The 18,550-nt window shown below is 35.1% G+C and carries 19 protein-coding genes, 1 other RNA gene and 1 pseudogene; 11 read left to right on the top strand and 10 right to left on the bottom strand.

What is annotated here, in order from left to right:
• Nucleotides 1-73: 73 nt before the first annotated feature.
• The 5 genes and pseudogenes from BM201_RS15945 to BM201_RS18365 all read left to right on the top strand — a co-directional run.
• A complete protein-coding gene (locus tag BM201_RS15945; RefSeq protein WP_092544418.1) occupies nucleotides 74-724 on the top strand; it encodes a hypothetical protein in 651 nt (216 codons plus the stop codon).
• The gene (locus BM201_RS15940) at nucleotides 675-1,523 is read left to right on the top strand and encodes a DUF3822 family protein (protein ID WP_245758674.1); all 849 of its coding nucleotides are present in this window, start codon (nucleotides 675-677) and stop codon (nucleotides 1,521-1,523) included. Before BM201_RS15945 ends, BM201_RS15940 begins: the two co-directional genes overlap by 50 nt.
• A complete protein-coding gene (locus BM201_RS15935) occupies nucleotides 1,524-2,075 on the top strand; it encodes an RsmD family RNA methyltransferase (RefSeq protein ID WP_092544416.1) in 552 nt (183 codons plus the stop codon). It begins immediately after the preceding gene.
• Nucleotides 2,062-2,226: a hypothetical protein gene (locus BM201_RS18260; RefSeq protein ID WP_245758673.1), complete on the top strand. Its 165-nt coding sequence runs from the start codon at nucleotides 2,062-2,064 to the stop codon at nucleotides 2,224-2,226. Before BM201_RS15935 ends, BM201_RS18260 begins: the two co-directional genes overlap by 14 nt.
• A 3-nt stretch (nucleotides 2,227-2,229) precedes the next feature.
• Nucleotides 2,230-2,835, top strand: a pseudogene (locus BM201_RS18365) (glycoside hydrolase family 16 protein); the annotation flags it as partial.
• Nucleotides 2,836-2,894: 59 nt separating this feature from the next.
• Here BM201_RS18365 and rnpB read toward each other — a convergent pair.
• Nucleotides 2,895-3,216: RNase P RNA component class A (gene rnpB, locus BM201_RS15925), an RNA gene on the bottom strand.
• A 446-nt stretch (nucleotides 3,217-3,662) separates the two neighbouring features.
• On the opposite strand from rnpB, the gene BM201_RS15920 reads away from it, so the two are divergent.
• On the top strand, nucleotides 3,663-5,522 hold the full coding sequence (locus BM201_RS15920) for a DNA polymerase III subunit gamma/tau (RefSeq protein ID WP_092544414.1): 1,860 nt from the start codon (nucleotides 3,663-3,665) through the stop codon (nucleotides 5,520-5,522).
• A gap of 2 nt (nucleotides 5,523-5,524) precedes the next feature.
• A complete protein-coding gene (gene miaE, locus BM201_RS15915) occupies nucleotides 5,525-6,106 on the top strand; it encodes a MiaE family protein (RefSeq protein ID WP_092544412.1) in 582 nt (193 codons plus the stop codon).
• Between the two features lie 84 nt (nucleotides 6,107-6,190).
• Here miaE and BM201_RS15910 read toward each other — a convergent pair whose 3' ends face one another.
• The 8 genes from BM201_RS15910 to pyrR form a co-directional block, all read right to left on the bottom strand.
• The gene (locus BM201_RS15910; RefSeq protein ID WP_092544410.1) at nucleotides 6,191-7,078 is read right to left on the bottom strand and encodes a Ppx/GppA phosphatase family protein; all 888 of its coding nucleotides are present in this window, start codon (nucleotides 7,076-7,078) and stop codon (nucleotides 6,191-6,193) included.
• The gene (gene ppk1, locus BM201_RS15905; RefSeq protein ID WP_092544408.1) at nucleotides 7,075-9,183 is read right to left on the bottom strand and encodes a polyphosphate kinase 1; all 2,109 of its coding nucleotides are present in this window, start codon (nucleotides 9,181-9,183) and stop codon (nucleotides 7,075-7,077) included. The genes BM201_RS15910 and ppk1 overlap by 4 nt, the downstream gene beginning before the upstream one ends.
• Before the next feature lie 2 nt (nucleotides 9,184-9,185).
• Entirely contained in the window at nucleotides 9,186-9,680 is a 495-nt protein-coding gene (locus BM201_RS15900; protein ID WP_092544406.1) for a SixA phosphatase family protein, read from the bottom strand.
• Between the two features lie 2 nt (nucleotides 9,681-9,682).
• Complete coding sequence (pdxH, locus tag BM201_RS15895; RefSeq protein WP_092544404.1) at nucleotides 9,683-10,327, bottom strand: pyridoxamine 5'-phosphate oxidase; 645 nt, start codon at nucleotides 10,325-10,327, stop codon at nucleotides 9,683-9,685.
• A 203-nt stretch (nucleotides 10,328-10,530) separates the two neighbouring features.
• Nucleotides 10,531-11,436 carry a ribonuclease Z gene (locus BM201_RS15890; protein WP_092544402.1) on the bottom strand — a complete coding sequence of 302 codons (906 nt, stop codon included), beginning with the start codon at nucleotides 11,434-11,436 and terminating at the stop codon, nucleotides 10,531-10,533.
• Between the two features lie 44 nt (nucleotides 11,437-11,480).
• On the bottom strand, nucleotides 11,481-11,813 hold the full coding sequence (locus tag BM201_RS15885) for a ribonuclease Z (protein WP_092544400.1): 333 nt from the start codon (nucleotides 11,811-11,813) through the stop codon (nucleotides 11,481-11,483).
• Between the two features lie 41 nt (nucleotides 11,814-11,854).
• Nucleotides 11,855-12,784, bottom strand: a complete 930-nt coding sequence (locus BM201_RS15880) for an aspartate carbamoyltransferase catalytic subunit (protein WP_092544398.1) — start codon at nucleotides 12,782-12,784, stop codon at nucleotides 11,855-11,857.
• An 8-nt stretch (nucleotides 12,785-12,792) separates the two neighbouring features.
• Nucleotides 12,793-13,332: a bifunctional pyr operon transcriptional regulator/uracil phosphoribosyltransferase PyrR gene (gene pyrR, locus BM201_RS15875; RefSeq protein WP_092544396.1), complete on the bottom strand. Its 540-nt coding sequence runs from the start codon at nucleotides 13,330-13,332 to the stop codon at nucleotides 12,793-12,795.
• A 325-nt stretch (nucleotides 13,333-13,657) separates the two neighbouring features.
• Between pyrR and BM201_RS15870 the strand changes: the two genes are divergently transcribed.
• Both BM201_RS15870 and BM201_RS15865 read left to right on the top strand, forming a co-directional pair.
• Nucleotides 13,658-14,068 (top strand): hypothetical protein, encoded by a 411-nt coding sequence (locus BM201_RS15870; RefSeq protein ID WP_092544394.1) that lies wholly within the window; start codon nucleotides 13,658-13,660, stop codon nucleotides 14,066-14,068.
• A 168-nt stretch (nucleotides 14,069-14,236) separates the two neighbouring features.
• Nucleotides 14,237-14,713: a nucleoside deaminase gene (locus tag BM201_RS15865; RefSeq protein ID WP_092544392.1), complete on the top strand. Its 477-nt coding sequence runs from the start codon at nucleotides 14,237-14,239 to the stop codon at nucleotides 14,711-14,713.
• A gap of 16 nt (nucleotides 14,714-14,729) precedes the next feature.
• Here the strand turns inward: BM201_RS15865 and BM201_RS15860 are convergent, their stop codons facing one another.
• Nucleotides 14,730-15,554: a sugar phosphate isomerase/epimerase family protein gene (locus BM201_RS15860; RefSeq protein WP_092544390.1), complete on the bottom strand. Its 825-nt coding sequence runs from the start codon at nucleotides 15,552-15,554 to the stop codon at nucleotides 14,730-14,732.
• Nucleotides 15,555-15,969: 415 nt separating this feature from the next.
• On the opposite strand from BM201_RS15860, the gene BM201_RS15855 reads away from it, so the two are divergent.
• Together BM201_RS15855 and BM201_RS15850 are read left to right on the top strand one after the other, a co-directional pair.
• Nucleotides 15,970-16,788, top strand: coding sequence for an AraC family transcriptional regulator (locus tag BM201_RS15855; protein WP_092544388.1), 819 nt, complete (start codon nucleotides 15,970-15,972; stop codon nucleotides 16,786-16,788).
• A gap of 77 nt (nucleotides 16,789-16,865) precedes the next feature.
• Nucleotides 16,866-18,536 carry a mechanosensitive ion channel family protein gene (locus tag BM201_RS15850; protein ID WP_092544386.1) on the top strand — a complete coding sequence of 557 codons (1,671 nt, stop codon included), beginning with the start codon at nucleotides 16,866-16,868 and terminating at the stop codon, nucleotides 18,534-18,536.
• The last annotated feature ends 14 nt before the right edge of the window (nucleotides 18,537-18,550 follow it).

The following is an 18,550-nucleotide window of genomic DNA, read 5'->3' as shown; positions in this document are numbered from 1 at the left end:
AAACTTTTGCGAATAAAAAAAAATTGTAGATTTGTCGTATAACTCTAATAACTTAAATTAATTTCTTAGAAGCATGAGACTTGTAATTCAATTACTATTGTGGGCGGTTATAGCTTTCCTGGCTTGGTTAACTTTTGATGCTGTATACCGACCAATTCAATTTAACAAGGTTAAAGAACAACGTTACCCTAAAGTAATTGAACACCTAAAAGATATACGAGCAGCAGAGCTTGCTCACAAAGAAATCGTTGGTGATTTTGAAGGTGATTTTGATAAACTTGTACAATTTATTGATACTGCAGAGTTTGCTATTACTCAACGTAGAGATACTACAGTATTAGATGAAGAATACAAAGCAACTTACGGTGTCGACGAGTATATAGAAAAAGTACTTATCGATACTCTAGACTTCGTATCTGTAAAAGATTCTTTATACAAAGGAGATCGTGATCGTTACACTAATATGATTAATGTTCCTACTGAAGGGACAGATGCTAAGATCGAGTTAGAAGCTGGTAGCATTCAAAAAGGAGATAATAAGATTCCTGTTTTTGAAGCGAAAGTTGCTAAAAGTGTAGTTTTATTTGATCAAGACAAACAAATGATTAACATGGAAAACCAGGCACAATCTGTAGAAGAAGTTAATGGTCGTTACATAAGTGTTGGTTCTATGGATGAAATTAAAACCACCGGAAACTGGCCACAAACATATGGTGACCAATAATCCAGAAAATACTTTTTTGAAACTGTCCATTCAGGTTAGCCTGAATGGACTTTCTTTTTGTACCCTAAATACAAAAACAAATACAGTAGTTTATTATCATAAAAAAGTCTTTGAAAAAGAACTGGATCCAGTAAATCTTCTTCAAAAGATAGAAGAAGAATATAACACACAACCACAACTTAAATCGCCAGTAAATGAGGTAAAATTGTGCTTTTGCAATACTCTTTTTACGCTGGTGCCCAAAAAATGGTTTAAGGAAGAAGCCGCTGCTTCTTATCTAAAATTTAATACCAAAATCCTTAAAACAGATTTTGTTGCTGTAGATGAAATTGAAACTAAGGAGATGGTGAATATCTATATTCCTTACACTAACATCATCAACTACTTTTTTGAAAAATATGGTGAATTTGAATATTCTCACCATTTATCGATTCTGCTAAATAAATTTCTTTCTTTTGAAGATGCTAAAGGCATCAAAGTATATACTCATAATAGCAAAAATCGATTAGATTTATTTATTATTGAAGACGGGAAATTATTGTTATGTAATAGCTTTACGTTCTTTAGCAAAGAAGATTATCTTTATTATCTGCTTTTCGCTGCAGAACAGTTAGAATTAGATCCTAAAAAATTCAGGCTTTATCTTGGTGGTGAAATTCACAAAGAGAATGAAATATACAAATTACTTCAGGAATACGTTGAGCATATTTCTTTTTTATCTTCAGAAACAGAACACGAAATAGAAGAAGGCTGGAATATTAATAGATCTGAAGAATACATACTTTTAAACACGCTTTAAATGCGAATAATCTCAGGAAGTAACAAAGGCAAAAGAATTATTGCCCCAAAAAAATTACCCGTTAGGCCAACTACAGATATGGCAAAAGAAGGATTGTTTAACATCCTTAATAACCATTATCATTTTAGTGCTTTACGCGTTTTAGATCTATTTTCTGGTACCGGTAATATCGCTTACGAATTTGCTTCTCGCGGTGCAGAAGCGATCACAGCTGTAGATGGTAATTTTGAATGTATAAAATTTATCAAAAAAACCGCAAGCGAACTAGATTATTCGATAACAGCGATAAAAAGTGACGTTTTTAAATACCTTGAACGAGCACCGATTAAGGCAGATGTAATTTTTGCTGATCCTCCTTATGATTTTTCTACGGAAGACTTTTTGAAAATAGCCGAGCTCGTATTTGAAAATAATCTTCTTAGCGAAGACGGAATGCTTATTATAGAATCTGGAAAACATACCGATCTATCTAGTGGCCCAAATTTTGTAGAGAAGCGAGGATATGGAGGTTCTGTTTTTTCATTTTTTTACGAAACCAGTGAAGAAGAATAAAAATACTGAAGCTAATATTCTTTATTTTTTAATTACAATTTTAGCTTTCTTACCTATGAGTATAAATGCTCAGGAATACGAATTAATTTGGAATGACGAGTTTGATTATCGCGGCAAACCCGATAAAGATAAATGGACTCATGAACTATGATTTATTCGGAATCTGGAAGAGCAATATTATACGAAACGTAAAAAAAATGCAATCGTTAAAGATGATGTTCTAAAAATCATTGCCAGAAAAGAAGAATATCGAAATAAGAAATACGATCCAGATATTCAGAACTATCGTTATAATACAGAAAAGGCCTTTTACACTTCAGCCAGTCTACATACGCATAAAAAATTCGATCTAAATTTTGGTAAAATTGAGGTACGTGCTAAACTTCCGCAGGGAAAAGGCGTATGGCCAGCCATTTGGATGTTAGGATCTAATTTTCACGACATCGAATGGCCTTATAGCGGAGAAATCGATATTTTAGAATTCGTGGGGAAAGATCCATATACCATTCATGCTACGGTACATTATCCGCAAGGTAAAGGATCAACTATAAAAAGCGAAGGCGGGCAGTTAAGTTTAGACCCCTCGCCTACTGAAGATTTTCATGTTTACGGAATGAACTGGGATTCAGAAAAAATTCAATTTTCGTTCGACGATCATGTGTATTACACCTTTAAGATCGAGGACGCAGATACTAAAAACAATCCTTTTAAAAAGCCATTTTTCCTAATTATCAACCTAGCACTTGGTGGTAAATGGGCGGGAGACATCGATGATGCTATATTTCCGCAGGAATATTTGATCGATTATGTAAGAGTATATAAAAAAGCAGGTCTGTAAGCCGGATTCTGTTCACCCTGAAATACATCAGGATGCCCTTGTCATTTATCTGAGAACTTTGTTACCAAAGCCCTTTAGCTGCCTACCCTCCAACAACAAACGAGCAATTTGATAATGTTGGTTTACATGGCATTGCACCGCATAGAGTTTACCTGGTTTCACTACAGCATTACCTGTACATTCTTTCTGTTGCACTTGTCCTGGCCTCACGACCGGTGGGCGTTACCCACTATGCTGCTCTACGGTGTCCGGACTTTCCTCCAAGCCGCAAATATGAGCTTAGCGATAGGGCCGACCTGCTTGGCTGCAAATGTATCTAATTTTAATTGAAAGTTTAGGGAAAAGTTTACAGTTCTCAGTTTACGGCTTACAGAAAAGGTTTAAGCTTTTAGACATCAGCATTCAGCTTAAAAAAACACCCTGAAAACCTACAATCTTAGCATTTAGTTTAGAAGATAATTTTCAAATTAACGTATCAACAAATTAATTATTAAGTGATCAGTTTACAGTTTACGGTCCACAGAAAAAGTTTAAGCTTTTAGCTGTTACAAAAATATCTCGAAAGTTAATAATCTTAGCCTTTAGTTTAGAAGATAATTTTAAAATTAGCACATTTCCAAATATAATTCAATATGAAGCATATTCGCTTTGATTTCATCTTTATAAAATTGATGATTTGTTTATAAATACTAGTTCATATTTTCGAAGTTAAGCTGGCTATTTTTATATTTGTCGTTCAAACTTGTTAGATGGAGCATTTTGTAGTTTCGGCGCGTAAATACAGGCCACAAACCTTTAAGGATGTTGTTGGGCAGCAAGCAATTACCAATACTTTGGCTAATGCTATTGCTCATAATCATCTTGCTCAGGCGCTTTTATTTACCGGTCCCCGTGGAGTGGGGAAAACTACCTGTGCCCGTATTTTGGCAAAAATGATCAACCAGGACGGTACTCAAAGTCCAGATGAAGATTTTGCTTTTAATATTTTTGAGCTTGATGCCGCTTCTAACAACTCGGTTGATGATATTCGTAATCTTATCGATCAGGTAAGAATTCCTCCACAAGTTGGAACTTATAAGGTCTATATTATTGACGAGGTTCACATGTTATCGACTTCGGCTTTTAATGCGTTTCTTAAAACCTTAGAAGAGCCACCAAAACATGCGATTTTCATCCTTGCTACGACCGAAAAACACAAGATCATTCCTACCATTCTTTCGCGTTGCCAGATATTTGATTTTAAAAGGATTACCGTAACTGATGCAAAAGAATATTTAAAATATATTGCGGAACAGGAAGGTGTTAATGCTGAAGAGGATGCCCTGCAGATCATTGCACAAAAGGCAGATGGTGCCATGCGTGATGCCCTTTCTATCTACGATCGTGTAGTAAGTTTTAGTGGAAAAGATTTAACACGACAGGCGGTTACAGAAAACCTGAATGTCTTAGATTACGATACCTACATGCAGGTAACAGATTTACTTCTGGATAATAACATTCCGCAACTACTGGTATTGTTTAACGACATCCTTTCTAATGGATTTGATGGTCATCATTTTGTGGCTGGTTTAGCTTCACATTTTAGAGATTTGCTGGTTTGTAAAGATCAACGAACCATTCAGCTTTTAGAAGTTGGAGAACAAACAAAAACCAAGTATTTTGAACAATCTCAAAAGACTTCGCAACAATTTTTGCTTCAGGCAATCGACCTTGCTAATGAATGTGATTTAAAATACAAGACCAGCCGAAATCAACGGCTTTTAGTTGAACTCTGCTTAATGCAAATTGCCTCTGTCACTTTCGACGGAGAAAAAAAAAACAGCAGTCCTAAAATAGTTCCTGCTTCTCACTTCGAACAGCCTGCAAAATCGATCTCGAAAGAAGAAAAATCGATCATCAGGAATAACGAATATGGGCAAAACAATACTGCTCCTAAAGAAGCGCAACAACCTTCAGCTGAAAATCGTACAGAAAATGACACCTGTGCTACTGAAACTACAACTGCAAATCAGGAGTATTTTAGTAAAGAAGTGCCGAATACTTCCGAAGATAAAATTAAAGAAGAACCGGCAAAAGAAGTTCAACCTCAACCTCAGCAAAACGAATCCACTAAAACAAATCCAGTTGCTGAGACCGATACTAAAACAGAAAGAGTATCCGGACTTTCTTTAGCTAGTATTCGTAAGAAAAAACAACTGGAAGCCCAGGTAAAAGATAAGGCTCCAGAACGTGAAGCAGTGATGACTGGCAAGTTTACTGAAACTCAGTTACAAGCCGCCTGGGACGACTATGTTCACAAATTGAAAAAACGGGGAGAAAAAATCCTTGCTTCAATATTAGAAACAGATCTTCCTACATTAAAAAATGATAACGAAATTCATCTGGAATTACCTGCAGAATCTATGAAGCTTGATCTGGAAAGAGGTCAGCATAAATTAATGGGATTTCTAAAAGCCAGATTGAAAAATACGACCATCACATTGGTGATCGATGTTAATGAAACGACAGCGAAAAAATTTGTTTTTACACCTATAGAAAAATATAATAAGCTGAAAGAGAAAAATCCGCTTTTGGATAAATTACGAACAACTTTTGATCTAGATGTATAATTATGCTTGGTTTAAAACTTCCTACAGATCCCAGATGGGCAGATATTGCCAATAAAAATATTGAAGAAATTTTGATCGATCATGCGTGGTGTGAGCAAAAGGCAGCATCAACGGCTATTTCTCTGATCGTAAATTATCCTGAATACCCAGAATTGGTTACAGCGATGATCGCATTATCTCGCGAAGAAATGGGGCACTTTAAAATGGTGCACGATAAAATCTTAGCTCGTGGTATTGAGATGGGATGGGATCGTAAAGATGAATATGTTGTTCAGCTTTTAAAGTTTTTTCCAAAAGGAGGGAGCCGAAAAACTCAACTTGTTCACCGCTTATTAATTGCCGGACTCATAGAAGCAAGAAGTTGTGAGCGTTTTCGATTACTTAGCGAAAAACTTGAAGATAAAGAGCTGGCAGAATTTTATAAAAACCTGATGATAAGTGAAGCTAATCATTATACCATGTTCCTAAAATTCGCCAGAAAGTATGGTGACCGTGAAGTGGTCGATAAAAAATGGAATGATCTCTTAGAATTTGAAGGAAAAATGATACAGGGATTAGGAAATAAGGAAACGATTCACGGTTAAAAAAAGCAGTAAGAAAGGTCAATGAATAAACAAATAAAGCGGGCAAATGCCCGCTTTATTTGTTTTTAAATCTAAGATGAGATCTTAATTAGAATGATAAAGTGACTTGATTATACCATCTGCCAATCCAATTTTTGGCACATAGATCTGGCTAGCTTTAGCCCATTTCATCGAATTCAAATAAATTCTTGATGCCGGAATAATAACATCTGCACGGTCATTTTTTAAATCCAGCTCAGTAATTCTTTCCTCGTAGGTATAGCTATTTAATAATTCATCATACTTTTTCAAGTAAGAAAGGCTTAAAGGTTTGCCATCCTTTTTACCACTGGTTTTAAAGATATTATTAATATTTCCACCAGAACCTATTAAGCTAATATCCTCGTAGCCTTTTGTATTTTCTTTTACCCAGGCTTCCATTTCGCGCCAGGTTTTGTTCTCTACCAGGTCGTTCAATAATCTTACGGTACCAACTTTAAAAGATCTTGAAGCTATAGATTCTCCATTACTATAAAGTGTATATTCTGTACTACCACCACCAACATCAACGTATAAATAGTTATGATCATCCTGGATTAAAGCATGTAAATCTGTAGCAGCAATGATGGCAGCCTCGTGCGTACCATCAATGATCTCAATTTCAATCCCTGTTTTATCCTTAATCACATCTGTAACTGCATCGCCATTTTTGGCTTCTCGCATTGCTGAAGTTGCACAGGCTTTATATTTTTCAACCCCATGTGCCTTCATTAAAAGACTAAATGCATGCATCGCATCTATCATACGATCCTGGTTATTTTTAGAGATATTTTGTTTTAAAAAAACATCGGCTCCTAATCTAATAGGCACACGCACTAAGGATGTTTTTCTAAAATTAGTTTCCATTCCTTCTTTTTCAGTAATTGTAGATACCAGTAACCTTATGGCATTAGAACCAATATCTATTGCTGCATATTTCTTTTGTACTATCACTGCTTAAAATTTTCGTTCTTATTTAAATAATAATCGTAAAGTGCTTCTTGTGAACGCACTCTTGGTTTCGTTTTCTTGCGATAGGCATTATTTTGTTTTTCTGAAAAAACACGCGCTTTTACATTATCGCTCCAGCTAATTTCAAAACCATCGATCACTTCTTGTTTGATGTCGTTATCGTAAATTGGGCAGGCAATTTCTACTCGATTATCCAGGTTTCTGGACATTAGATCTGCTGAAGATATATAAACCTTAGGATTTCCTGCGTTTTCAAAAATAAATACTCGGGGATGTTCCAGAAATTTATCGACAACACTAATAGATTCTATATTCTCGCTCATTCCCGGTACTCCCGGAATTAAACAATTGATTCCCCTAACGATCAATTTGACTTTTACCCCTGCTCTACTCGTCTGGTACAACTTATCAATCATTGGATAATCTGAAAGACTATTCAGTTTTAATTTGATACCAGCAGGTTTTCCTTCTAATTGGTTTTCAATTTCATTTTGAATCAACTTGGTTAAAGCTGCCCTTGTATAATGCGGCGAAACAATTAAATGCCTGTATTTACTCACCTTATAATTGGTCTCAAAAAAATCGAATACCTTATTTACCTCTTTTAGTATCTCCTGATTGGCGGTAAAAAGGGTATAATCGGTATAGATCTTTGAAGTCGACTCATTAAAATTTCCGGTACTTATAAAGCCATATTTCTTTAATTTACCATTGTTTTCTTCACGCTCGATTACACAGGTTTTACAGTGCACTTTTAATCCCGGAACACCAAAGATCAATTTTACGCCTTCACGCTGCATCTGTTCGGCATACTTAATATTTGCAGCTTCATCAAACCGCGCTCTTAGTTCTATCTGCACCAGTACTTTCTTACCATTTTTCACCGCATTGATCAAAGAACTGGCGATGTGAGAGATCTTTGCCAGTCTATAAATAGTAATTTTTATCGTTTTTACTTTAGGGTCTAAAGCTGCTTCCCTTAAGAATTTTACGACATAAGAAAAACTTTGATATGGTGCATAAAGCATATGATCCTTTTTGCCGGTTCCCTGGATCAAACTGGTTTGCAAAGCAAGCCCGGGAATTGGCAATGCCTCTTTAGTATCATAAAGAAGCTCTTTGCTTCCTAATCGTGGAAACCCCATATAATCTCGACGATTATGGTAACGCCCACCAGGAATAATACTATCGGCATGATCGATTCCCATTTTATTCATCAAATAAGTAAGCGTTTCTTTATCAATATTCTTATCGTAGACAAATCTTACAGGATCACCTTTTATTCGGTCTTTTACACTTTCAGAAATCTTTTCAATAAAACTTTTACTCAAGTCGCTGTCAATATCTAGTTCGGCATCCCTGGTGATTTTTATCATGTGAGCCGAAATAGTTTCATATTCAAAAATATTGAAGATACTATTCAAATTATACCTGATAAGATCATCCAGAATTATGATATACTGCTTCTCATTATCTGATGGCAGCACAACAAATCGCTCTATACTTCTTGGAATTTCAATAAGTACATATTTACGCTCTTTTTTCTCACCCTTAACCAGTTTAGAAATTTTCCCTGAAGGCTTTACAGGTTTCATTTCCATAGTTACAGCCAAATAAGCGGCACTATCTTTTAAACTCGGTAACTCTTCTAAATCGTTAAGAACAATAGTTACTAAAGCAGGGCTAACATGAGATAGAAAATAATCTTTTACAAATTTTTGTTGAGACTCAGATACTTCTTTTTCATTGATCACACAGATACCGTGTTCGTCGCGAAGTCGTTGCTGAATCTTATCTAAGATCTTTAAACTTTCAGATTGTTGTTTTATCACCACTTTGGTGATATCTTCTAAAAGCTTACTTGCTTTCATTCCGCCTAGTGCACTTTTACCCGCCTTACCTGCAAGATCGATACGCTTTACGGTTGCGTATCTCACCTTAAAAAATTCATCTAAATTATTACTGAAAATCCCTAAAAATCGAAGTCTTTCTATTAAGGGGACCGTTTCATCTTCAGCTTCCTGTAAAACTCGGGTGTTAAATTGAAGCCAGCTTAATTCTCTGTTTATATATTTATTTTCCTGCATGCTTAACGTAAATTCTTTGGAAAAAGGCTTAGTAAAGTTTTACCTGTACTTATAGAATCCCAATGATCTTCTTCGAACTCTATAACGCACAATCCGGTAGTTGGAATGTTATGAAACTTTTGATCTCCTGAATGATTTACCAGACCGGTAATGCCAGGATTGTGAGAAAAAATAACCAGGGTTTCTATAGAATCTGGCGCCTTTCGAATTATATTTTTTAAATCGCCGCTACTAAATGTATACAAGGCTTTTTTAACCTCAAAATCCTTATCTTTTATCTCTAATTCTTTTTTAAAGATCTTAGCGGTCTCATGTGCCCTAACAGCGTAACTACTCCAAAATGTTGCGCTTTCTATATTTTGAAGATAAAAAGCTTTAAAAACACCCAAAACAGCTTTAGCATCCTTTTTAGCTCTTTTCTTTAAAGGTCTTTCGTGATCTGGAACATCATATTTCCAAGAAGATTTACCATGCCTTACAACAACTAATCGCTTCATAATTATGGTGCCAAACGTTTAGAATTCCATTTAGCATCTTCCCTTATATAGGCAATACGATCGTGTAATCTATTTTGTCTTCCCTGCCAAAACTCCAAACTAACCGGTTTAACAATATAACCTCCCCAATGCGCTGGTTTTGGCACTTCCTGCCCTTCATATTTCTCTTCGACTTCGGCAAGATTATTTTCTAATACTTCACGGCTGGCAATTTCAGTGCTTTGTGGTGATGCCCAGGCACCAAGCTGACTTCCACGCGGGCGAGAATGGTAATATTTCGTTGCTATTTTTTCATCTACTTTTTCTACCAGACCTTTTATGATTACCTGTCGCTCTGTAGAAGGCCAGAAAAATGATAAACAAACATGTGGATTTTGAGCAATAGCTTTTCCTTTTTCAGAATTAAAATTGGTATAAAAAACAAATCCATCTGCGCTATAAGATTTTAAAAGCACTACTCTGGATTTTGGAAAACCATCGAGACCAATCGTGGACATGGTCATCGCATTAACTTCTCCTGAACCGCCTTCGGCTTCGGTTTCGTTAAACCATTGTTCAAATAATTCAAAAGGATCACTAGAAATACTACTTTCTAATAATTCACTTTTTTCGTAAGATTGTCTGTAATCCTGAAGATCTTTACTCATCGCTTTATATTTCAGCTTTTCTACAAGTAATCATTTGTAGCTTATTACCGCACTTCACAGCAATAGCCTACTGCAATTTACGAGTTTTAGTAATAAAGCCGAAAATTTTAATCGAGCAATATGAGGATTTAAGTAAAATTTAAACCAAGCTTTCTTATTTGATAAACTGGTTTTGAAGAATTCAGAAAAAGGATCTGAAAATATTAAAATTCGAAGCTCTTTCCATCCTCAGCCAACGCGACATTAGGAAAAACCTCTTCAGCTTCAGTCTTAAATAATCGAATGTCTGGATAACGAGTAGAATAATGCCCCAAAATTAGCTGTTTGACGTTCGCTTTTTTAGCAATCGTTGCTGCCTGCATTGCGGTGCTATGTTTGGTAGGATCTGTTAATTTAAGCTGTTCCTGTAAAAAAGTAGACTCGTGATACAAAACGTCGATATTGGCTAATTGTGGGATAATTTCTTCAGAAAAAACAGTATCACTACAAAACGCATAACTTTTTGGTGCTTCACCTGGTGCTGTGACCAAGTCGTTCTTTATTAATTTACCATCTTCAGAAACTACATCCTTTCCCTTTTTAAGACTTTTGAAAAGTGCTACGTCGATTTTATATTTTTGTGCTTCATCGATCAATAATTTGCGATCCCCTTCTTTTTCTCTGAATAAAAACCCGTTGGTATACACCCTGTGTTTAAGCGGAATTGTTTCTACGGAAAGCTTCTCGTTCTCGTAAATTTTCTCTGCTTTATTTGAAGTTAACTCATGAAAATATAATGGATAAGGCGTCCAGGCATTAGAAAGTTTTAGCTGAAGTAAAATAACTTCCTTTATTCCTTTTGGGCCGTAAACATGAAGCTCCTTTTCTCGATTAAGCAACATGAAAGTCGAGATAAGTCCAATTAATCCATAGAAATGATCGCCGTGCAAATGAGAAATAAAAATATGCTCAATTTTACCGAATTTGATCTTATTTTTTCGAAGCTGTACCTGAGTCCCTTCACCACAATCAATCAAAAACATTTGATTTTGCATGGTTAGAACCTGGGAAGTAGGATTGGTTAGAGAACGTGGAGTAGCAGCATAACAGCCTAAAATATCAAGCTTCATTAAAATCGATTTTGGAAGAAAATAGAGAATATTTAATTAAGAATTTAAAAGCCAAGCTCTCGTTCCAGTTCTTCCATTTGTATAATATCTTCTGCCTCTCTTAACGTTGGTACGACTACCAATTCTTCTGGGATCTTATCGATATTAATGGCATCGTTAGCGATCACAAAAGATTTTTTGTTGGCACGATGAACTGTAGAAAGTTCTAAGAACCCTAAAAGCTCCTCTAATTCTAAAGCGCCATATTTTAGGATATCAACAACCACATTTTCAGTCTCGAACTGGTGATGATTTGTTGTTAATCTTGAAGTAAAATCGGTTATAGAATCTTTATCATCGGTAATCAAAAGATATTTTTCTCTCTTTTCAATATTCATTAGCCTCTTTTTGAAATGGGATGTACTAATTTAATAAAAATCTATTGCTTAATTTTAGATGCAAGCAAATAAATCGCAGCCATTCGTATCGCCACACCGTTTTGCACCTGGTCTAAAATGATCGCCTGATCGCTGTCTGCAACGTCACTTGTAATTTCTACGCCGCGATTAATTGGTCCGGGATGCATTACGATGATCTCTTTATTAAGGCTATTTAGAATCTTCTTATTCAAACCAAATTGTTGAGTGTACTCTCTAGTTGAAGGGAAATAGCTTATATCCATTCTTTCATTCTGTACTCGAAGCATATTTGCCACATCACACCACTCCAATGCTTTGATAAGGTTGGTTTCGACCTCTACATCTAAAGAATCGATATATTTTGGAATTAATGTTTTTGGGCCGCAAACTTTTACATTAGCGCCCTGAAGCTTCAGTGCAAAGATGTTAGAAAGTGCTACACGGCTATGCAGAATATCCCCTACAATTACTACATTTTTACCGGCTACTTCACCTAAACGCTCACGTATAGAATACGAATCCAGTAAAGCCTGAGTTGGATGTTCGTGTGCTCCATCACCTGCATTTACGATACTCGCTTTTACATGTTTAGAAAGAAAAATTCCGGCTCCCGGATTTGGATGCCTCATTACCACCATATCAACTTTCATCGATAAGATATTATTTACCGTATCGATAAGCGTTTCCCCTTTTTTTACTGAAGAGGATGCTGCTGAAAAATTTATCGTATCTGCACTTAACCTCTTTTCGGCAAGTTCGAAAGAAAGGCGGGTACGCGTACTGTTCTCGAAAAAAAGATTGGCAATCGTAATATCTCGTAATGAAGGAACTTTTTTAATAGGCCGGTTAATAACTTCTTTAAAATGATCTGCAGTATTAAAAATTAAGTCGATATCTGATTTTTGCAGATACTTAATTCCCAGTAAGTGGTTAACACTTAATTCGCTCATTACGCTAATTATTTTGAAATAAGGTAAACAATATCTTCACCTTCGTTTTCTTTCCAGTTTACTTTTACTTTTTCTTCGTTTATGGCGTCTACCTGCCTACCATTGTAATCCGGCTGAATAGGTAAATGTCTGCTAAAACGACGATCGATAAAACTTAATAACTCAATTTCCTTAGGTCTTCCAAAAGATTGAATTGCTGTAAGCGCTGCACGTATGCTTCTACCTGTATACAAAACATCATCTATAAAAACTACGCGCTTATCTTCTACCACAAAATCGATCTTGGTTTTATTAGCCTCTAAAGGTTTATCACTTCTACGGAAATCGTCCCGGTAAAAAGTAATGTCCAATTGGCCGGTTTTAAGGTCGTTTATCTGGTATTCTTTTTCGAGAATTTCCTGAAGTCTATTCAGTAAAAATATTCCTCTAGGCTGTATCCCTATAAGAACAGTATTAGAAAAGTCAGAGTGATTTTCTACAAGCTGGCAAGCCAGTCGTTGCAAAATTATTTGTACTTCTTTAGCGGTAAGTAGCACTTTTTGACTCATATACTGGGTTGAAATGAAGGTTCGGAGAGCAAAAATAAGGTATTTTTTGATTCTTCTAATCAAATAAGATCATAGATTTTATCAAAAAAATAAATATTACACCATCATTTTATCGCTTTATTAAAATAAATAATAGCAAAAAATACTGAAAATACAATTCTTATGTACAAATGAATATTTATTTGATATTCAGAAAGATATAAAGTAATTTTAGTAAGTAAAGCCCCCCTACAAATTACTTAACATTAAACACAGTTATTTCATTTTACTAAAAAAATAATTCGACCAAAAAACCAAACATAGATCCTAACAAAAAAAATCAAAAATGAAATTAATTTACAATGGTGGAAACCGTAAGCTTTCCCGAGTTGTTAAACGTGCCAATGAAATATTATTAAGTAGTTTTTATTTTATCGAAATAGAGAAATACCTTCAACAAAATTACGATGAAGATAGATCATCTGTTTTTTTGAGAGAGCTTAGATCCCTGGATAGAGAGGTAGATGTTAAAGGGTTTTGGAATCCTATTGGTAGTAGATTCTTAAGAGCAAAAGATGATTACATATTAATTAACACGGCACATCTTAGCAAATCGCATAGAACGCTTTTAGCGCAGTTGATCGGAGAATATCTCTTAATTCTAGATCAACAGGAGCAATTATCTCGTATTATTCCTTTAAACGATGGAGCCAATTTACCAGCAAATTTTGGTTCTATCGCTAAAAATTTTATGTAAAAGTAACACGTATCTCATACTTTCTGAGATGCTATTTTAAACTTAAAATAATCAATGCTTATAAAATCTCTGCTAATCATTTAAAGTTATAATAATCATAAGATCGAAATTGTACAGTTTTTACTCTACTTTTTTATTTAGTTTTGATCGTATAGAAAAAAAATGATCATGACAGAAGATGACAAAAAGTTTATGCGCAGAGCTATTGCGCTAGCAGAAGAAGGAATGAGTACCGGTGCCGGAGGGCCTTTTGGGGCCGTAGTTGTTAAAGACGGTGAAGTTATTGCTGAAGGATGGAACATTGTAACTTCCAGTAACGATCCAACAGCGCATGCCGAGATCACTGCTATAAGAAGAGCCTGTGAAAATCTAAATACCTTTCAATTAGAAGACTGTATTCTTTACACCAGTTGCGAACCATGCCCTATGTGTTTGGGTGCTATTTACTGGGCACGTCCTAAAAAAGTTTATTATGCTTTAAAGCATAGTGATGCCGCAAAAATAGGATTTGACGATCAATTTATATACGAAGAATTAGATAAGGATATTGATAATAGAAAAGTGCCTTTTGTTAATATTTTGCGAGAAGAAGGCTTACCCGTATTTGAAAAATGGGATCAAAAAGAAAACCGAATCGATTACTAAGATTCGGTTTTTTTCTTTATAAATGTTTTTTCTCTTTTAGATTTCGCCAAACTCTTACGCTTCGGCGAATCTCTTCATCTAAACGTTCTCTTTCCAAATCATTCTTAGGCGTAGATGTAGGTACTAGTTCTGGTAGCACCACTTCGATCATTATAGTACCCTCAAATCCTATTTCTTCTAAAACAGCATGATGTTTTACAAAATCTACCTGCCCCCTACCTATTCCAGATCTATTAGAATCTGAAATATGATAGCTGAACAGAAAATCCTTAGAATATTTAAGTGCTTCAATAGGATCTGGTTCTTCAATATGCATATGAAAACTATCCAGGATCAGTCCAAAATTATGGTGCCCTACAGCTTCTATGAGTTCTCTAGCTTTTTCAGCAGTATGAATCATCGAGGATTCATATCTATTTACACATTCGTAAGCAATCTTAACCTTTTTTAGCTGAGCGTAAGCATCCAAAGTTTTACAGCAATGCACTAGCATTTCCCAACATTCCTCATTAGTGCTACAATTAGCCGTCCATTTTGGTAAACCCTGCAACGTAACCCATGGCGTATTGGTTTCTACCGCAAAATCAATAATATTTTTATAAAATTCTATAGCAGCAGTTGCATTTGCCTGCTCTGGATTTGCTGGTTCGCAATTAAAAGGATCTATTGCAAAAATTTCTAAATCAAAAAGATCTGCAGCTTCTCTTACTTCTTCTGCATTAAAATCTCGCCAGTCGCCGCTAAACTGAACGCCATCAAGTCCTAAAGTTTTTACTTTTTCCATTAAGACTCTAATATCCGATATTCCCAAGGTCCAGGAACAAATTCCTAGCTTATTCATTTTATATATTTTCTATTAAAGGTAAAGGCAATTGTTTCAAATTGCTGTTAGATTCTAGTTAATTCTACACATTTGCTTTAACAGATATTTAACCTGAATTGACTTATTTATACCAGTTTATATCCGTTTTATACAAACCCGAAACCAAGAAATATCAAGACCTTTGGAGAAAATTGCTATGAGAAGGATTTATTAGAGTTCACACCATTAATTATCCTTTTCGAATTTAAATTATGTTGTTTATTATAATCATAACCAACCTATCCAAACTGGTTAATTAGATTATTTAGTTTTGAAAACCACTTCCTTAACCGAGGTGGTTTTTTATTTCTACCTCTTAAATACTTGTTAAGAGCTCTTCATTACTTCATATAGAAGCATTATTGTATTATTTTTCTGAATAGATTCATCCTTTATGAAACGTTTTAAACAATTTACTTCCTTTCTTATTAGTGATTTTACCACGAATGTTTGGACGCATCCCAGGCATAATCATAATCATTACGAACTTATTTTTATCGAAAAAGGCGCTGGAAAGCATAAAATCAATAAAAATGAGATTGCATACGAAAAAGGCGCCCTGTTTCTTTTAGGACCGGACGACTCTCATGAATTTGAAATAGAAAATGAAACCAGGTTTATTTATTGCAAATTCACACTAGATTTTTTCAAAGAAGACAATGAGTTAATTGCTGCTGAATCCCTTCCGCTCTACAAAACGATTTTGGACAATCGAGAAATAAGAAATGCTAAGATCAAATTATCTAAAAACGATCAAGATTTACTTTCTAAACAATTTGCGGTGGTTTCAGATTTACAGAATGCTGGGCATAAATACGAACGTATTCTATTTTTTCAATTAATAAGTATTTTAGAGGTATTAGAAAATTATACCTCTATTTCGTCAAAAGAAACAGAAACCCAAAGTTTAAAAAGAGGAATGGAGCCGGTTTTAAACTACATCCACAATAATATTTACTATCCTAAAAACCTTAGATTATCGCATTTAGCACAGGAATTTAATACCACGAAGAATTACTTTGGTAAATTTTTTAAGCGCAACATGAAGGTACCTTTACGAGAATATCTTTTACAATATAAGCTTCAACTAATAAAAAATCGTCTATCAAACGGAAATTACACGAAACGAGAAATCGCAACAGAATTTGGTTTTACAGATGAAAGTCACCTTTTAAAAACGCTTAAAAAACATCCAAAATCGGCAAAATGCTAAAAAGCTGATCTAAAAGATATTTTACTATTTTTACCGCATTATGATCGGCGAAAAATAAAATCGATCATTTAAAATTTATGCATTTTCTATTTTCGAAATTAGCCATTTTAAGCCTTTTATTTCTTTGTCTGCAGCATGAGATTTTAAATGCTCAGGATTTAAAAGAAAATACTATTAACAATTCTACGGTTCTTTCCTCTCAAGGTTTCCCGGTGATCGGGAAAGCGAATGAAGAATTATTTTCGATCTATCAAAAGTCGGGCGATTTATCTGCAGCAGAGCGTGCAAGTATTATTTCTGAAAGAATTCAGCGTATCGATGCCAATACATTTTCTAAAGATTCACTTCAGATTTTAAAAGATCAGGAGCGTTTAGAGGTAATCTACGGAAGTCAAATTCTGCTCAACATTACTAATCTTGATACGATCGGCTCTAAAAAATCAAAGCAGGAATTAGCAAATTTTTATGCTGAAGTGATCTCTGCAAATCTTGATATTGCTGAAAGTAAATACATCCCGAAAAACGTCTTTTTAAAAATTGGTTTTGTTGCGCTTATCCTTTTGGGACTTTGGCTGGCCTTAAAATTGATTGCATTTGTAAACAAAAGAAGCATCCGTTTTATAGAAAGTAAAAAAGACAAATGGCTAAAAAGTCTTACCTATAACAACTACACGTTTATCACGCCAGAGCAGGAACTCAATGTGATTTTATTCATTTTAAAGATCCTAAAATGGTTTTTGATTCTGCTGGTGGTTTACATTTTCTTCCCACTAATTTTTAGTGTTTTCGAATTTACACAAGGTTGGTCTAATTACCTGTTTGACCTAATTTTCTCTTCATTCGGACAAATTTTTACGGCTATTTGGCACTATTTCCCCAATATCATTAAGATCGCCGCGATCATTATTGTGATGCGCTATTTTGTAAAAGCCGTAAAATATATTTTTGCTGAAATTGAAGACGAAAAACTTCAAATCTCAGGTTTTCATCCCGATTGGGCAATGCCGACTTTTACCATTATTCGGTTTTTACTGTATGCCTTTATGTTCGTGTTGATTTTTCCGCTTTTGCCGGGTTCAGATTCGACGATTTTTAAAGGTGTTTCTGTATTTCTTGGGGTGTTACTTTCGCTGGGATCATCTTCTGCTATCGCCAATATGGTGGCCGGATTGGTGATTACCTATATGCGACCTTTTAAAATTGGAGACCGAATTAATATTGGAAACACCACCGGAAATGTGATCGAAAAAACGCTTTTGGTTACCCGACTAAAAACCATCAAAAACGAAGAAATTACCATCCCAAATTCAGCAGTTTTAAGCGGAAATACCGTGAATTATTCAACCTTCACTAAAGAAAGAGGCGAAGGTTTAATAATCAATACCACGGTGACTTTGGGCTACGACATCCCGTATAAAACCGTTTATGCTGCTTTAATTGAAGCGGCTTTGCGCACCAATCTTATTGAAAAACAGCCTAAACCTTTTGTCTTACAAACAAGCTTAGACGATTTTTATGTGTCGTATCAACTAAACGCATACACGAAACACGCCAATAAACAGGCGTTAATCTATTCAGATTTGCATCAAAACATTCAGGATTGTTGCAACGAAATGGATATCGAAATTTTGTCTCCACACTATCGTGCGCAGCGTGATGGGAATATGACGACCATCCCCAAAGATTATTTACCAAAAGATTACGAAGCGCCGAGTTTCAATGTGAAAACTCGAAAATCTGAAGATTAAACAAGTTTTCTGCG

It is taken from the genome of Zunongwangia mangrovi (assembly GCF_900112105.1).
Lineage (GTDB): Bacteria > Bacteroidota > Bacteroidia > Flavobacteriales > Flavobacteriaceae > Zunongwangia > Zunongwangia mangrovi.
This window is presented reverse-complemented; position numbering and strand designations above follow the sequence as displayed.

Coding starts and splice junctions, on each gene's coding strand:
- BM201_RS15945 (WP_092544418.1), top strand. CDS start 74: ATGAGACTTGTAATTCAATTACTATTGTGGGCGGTTATAGCTTTCCTG.
- BM201_RS15940 (WP_245758674.1), top strand. CDS start 675: ATGAAATTAAAACCACCGGAAACTGGCCACAAACATATGGTGACCAAT.
- BM201_RS15935 (WP_092544416.1), top strand. CDS start 1,524: ATGCGAATAATCTCAGGAAGTAACAAAGGCAAAAGAATTATTGCCCCA.
- BM201_RS15920 (WP_092544414.1), top strand. CDS start 3,663: ATGGAGCATTTTGTAGTTTCGGCGCGTAAATACAGGCCACAAACCTTT.
- miaE (WP_092544412.1), top strand. CDS start 5,525: ATGCTTGGTTTAAAACTTCCTACAGATCCCAGATGGGCAGATATTGCC.
- ppk1 (WP_092544408.1), bottom strand. CDS start 9,183: ATGCAGGAAAATAAATATATAAACAGAGAATTAAGCTGGCTTCAATTT.
- BM201_RS15900 (WP_092544406.1), bottom strand. CDS start 9,680: ATGAAGCGATTAGTTGTTGTAAGGCATGGTAAATCTTCTTGGAAATAT.
- pdxH (WP_092544404.1), bottom strand. CDS start 10,327: ATGAGTAAAGATCTTCAGGATTACAGACAATCTTACGAAAAAAGTGAA.
- BM201_RS15890 (WP_092544402.1), bottom strand. CDS start 11,436: ATGAAGCTTGATATTTTAGGCTGTTATGCTGCTACTCCACGTTCTCTA.
- BM201_RS15885 (WP_092544400.1), bottom strand. CDS start 11,813: ATGAATATTGAAAAGAGAGAAAAATATCTTTTGATTACCGATGATAAA.
- BM201_RS15880 (WP_092544398.1), bottom strand. CDS start 12,784: ATGAGCGAATTAAGTGTTAACCACTTACTGGGAATTAAGTATCTGCAA.
- pyrR (WP_092544396.1), bottom strand. CDS start 13,332: ATGAGTCAAAAAGTGCTACTTACCGCTAAAGAAGTACAAATAATTTTG.
- BM201_RS15870 (WP_092544394.1), top strand. CDS start 13,658: ATGAAATTAATTTACAATGGTGGAAACCGTAAGCTTTCCCGAGTTGTT.
- BM201_RS15865 (WP_092544392.1), top strand. CDS start 14,237: ATGACAGAAGATGACAAAAAGTTTATGCGCAGAGCTATTGCGCTAGCA.
- BM201_RS15860 (WP_092544390.1), bottom strand. CDS start 15,554: ATGAATAAGCTAGGAATTTGTTCCTGGACCTTGGGAATATCGGATATT.
- BM201_RS15855 (WP_092544388.1), top strand. CDS start 15,970: ATGAAACGTTTTAAACAATTTACTTCCTTTCTTATTAGTGATTTTACC.
- BM201_RS15850 (WP_092544386.1), top strand. CDS start 16,866: ATGCATTTTCTATTTTCGAAATTAGCCATTTTAAGCCTTTTATTTCTT.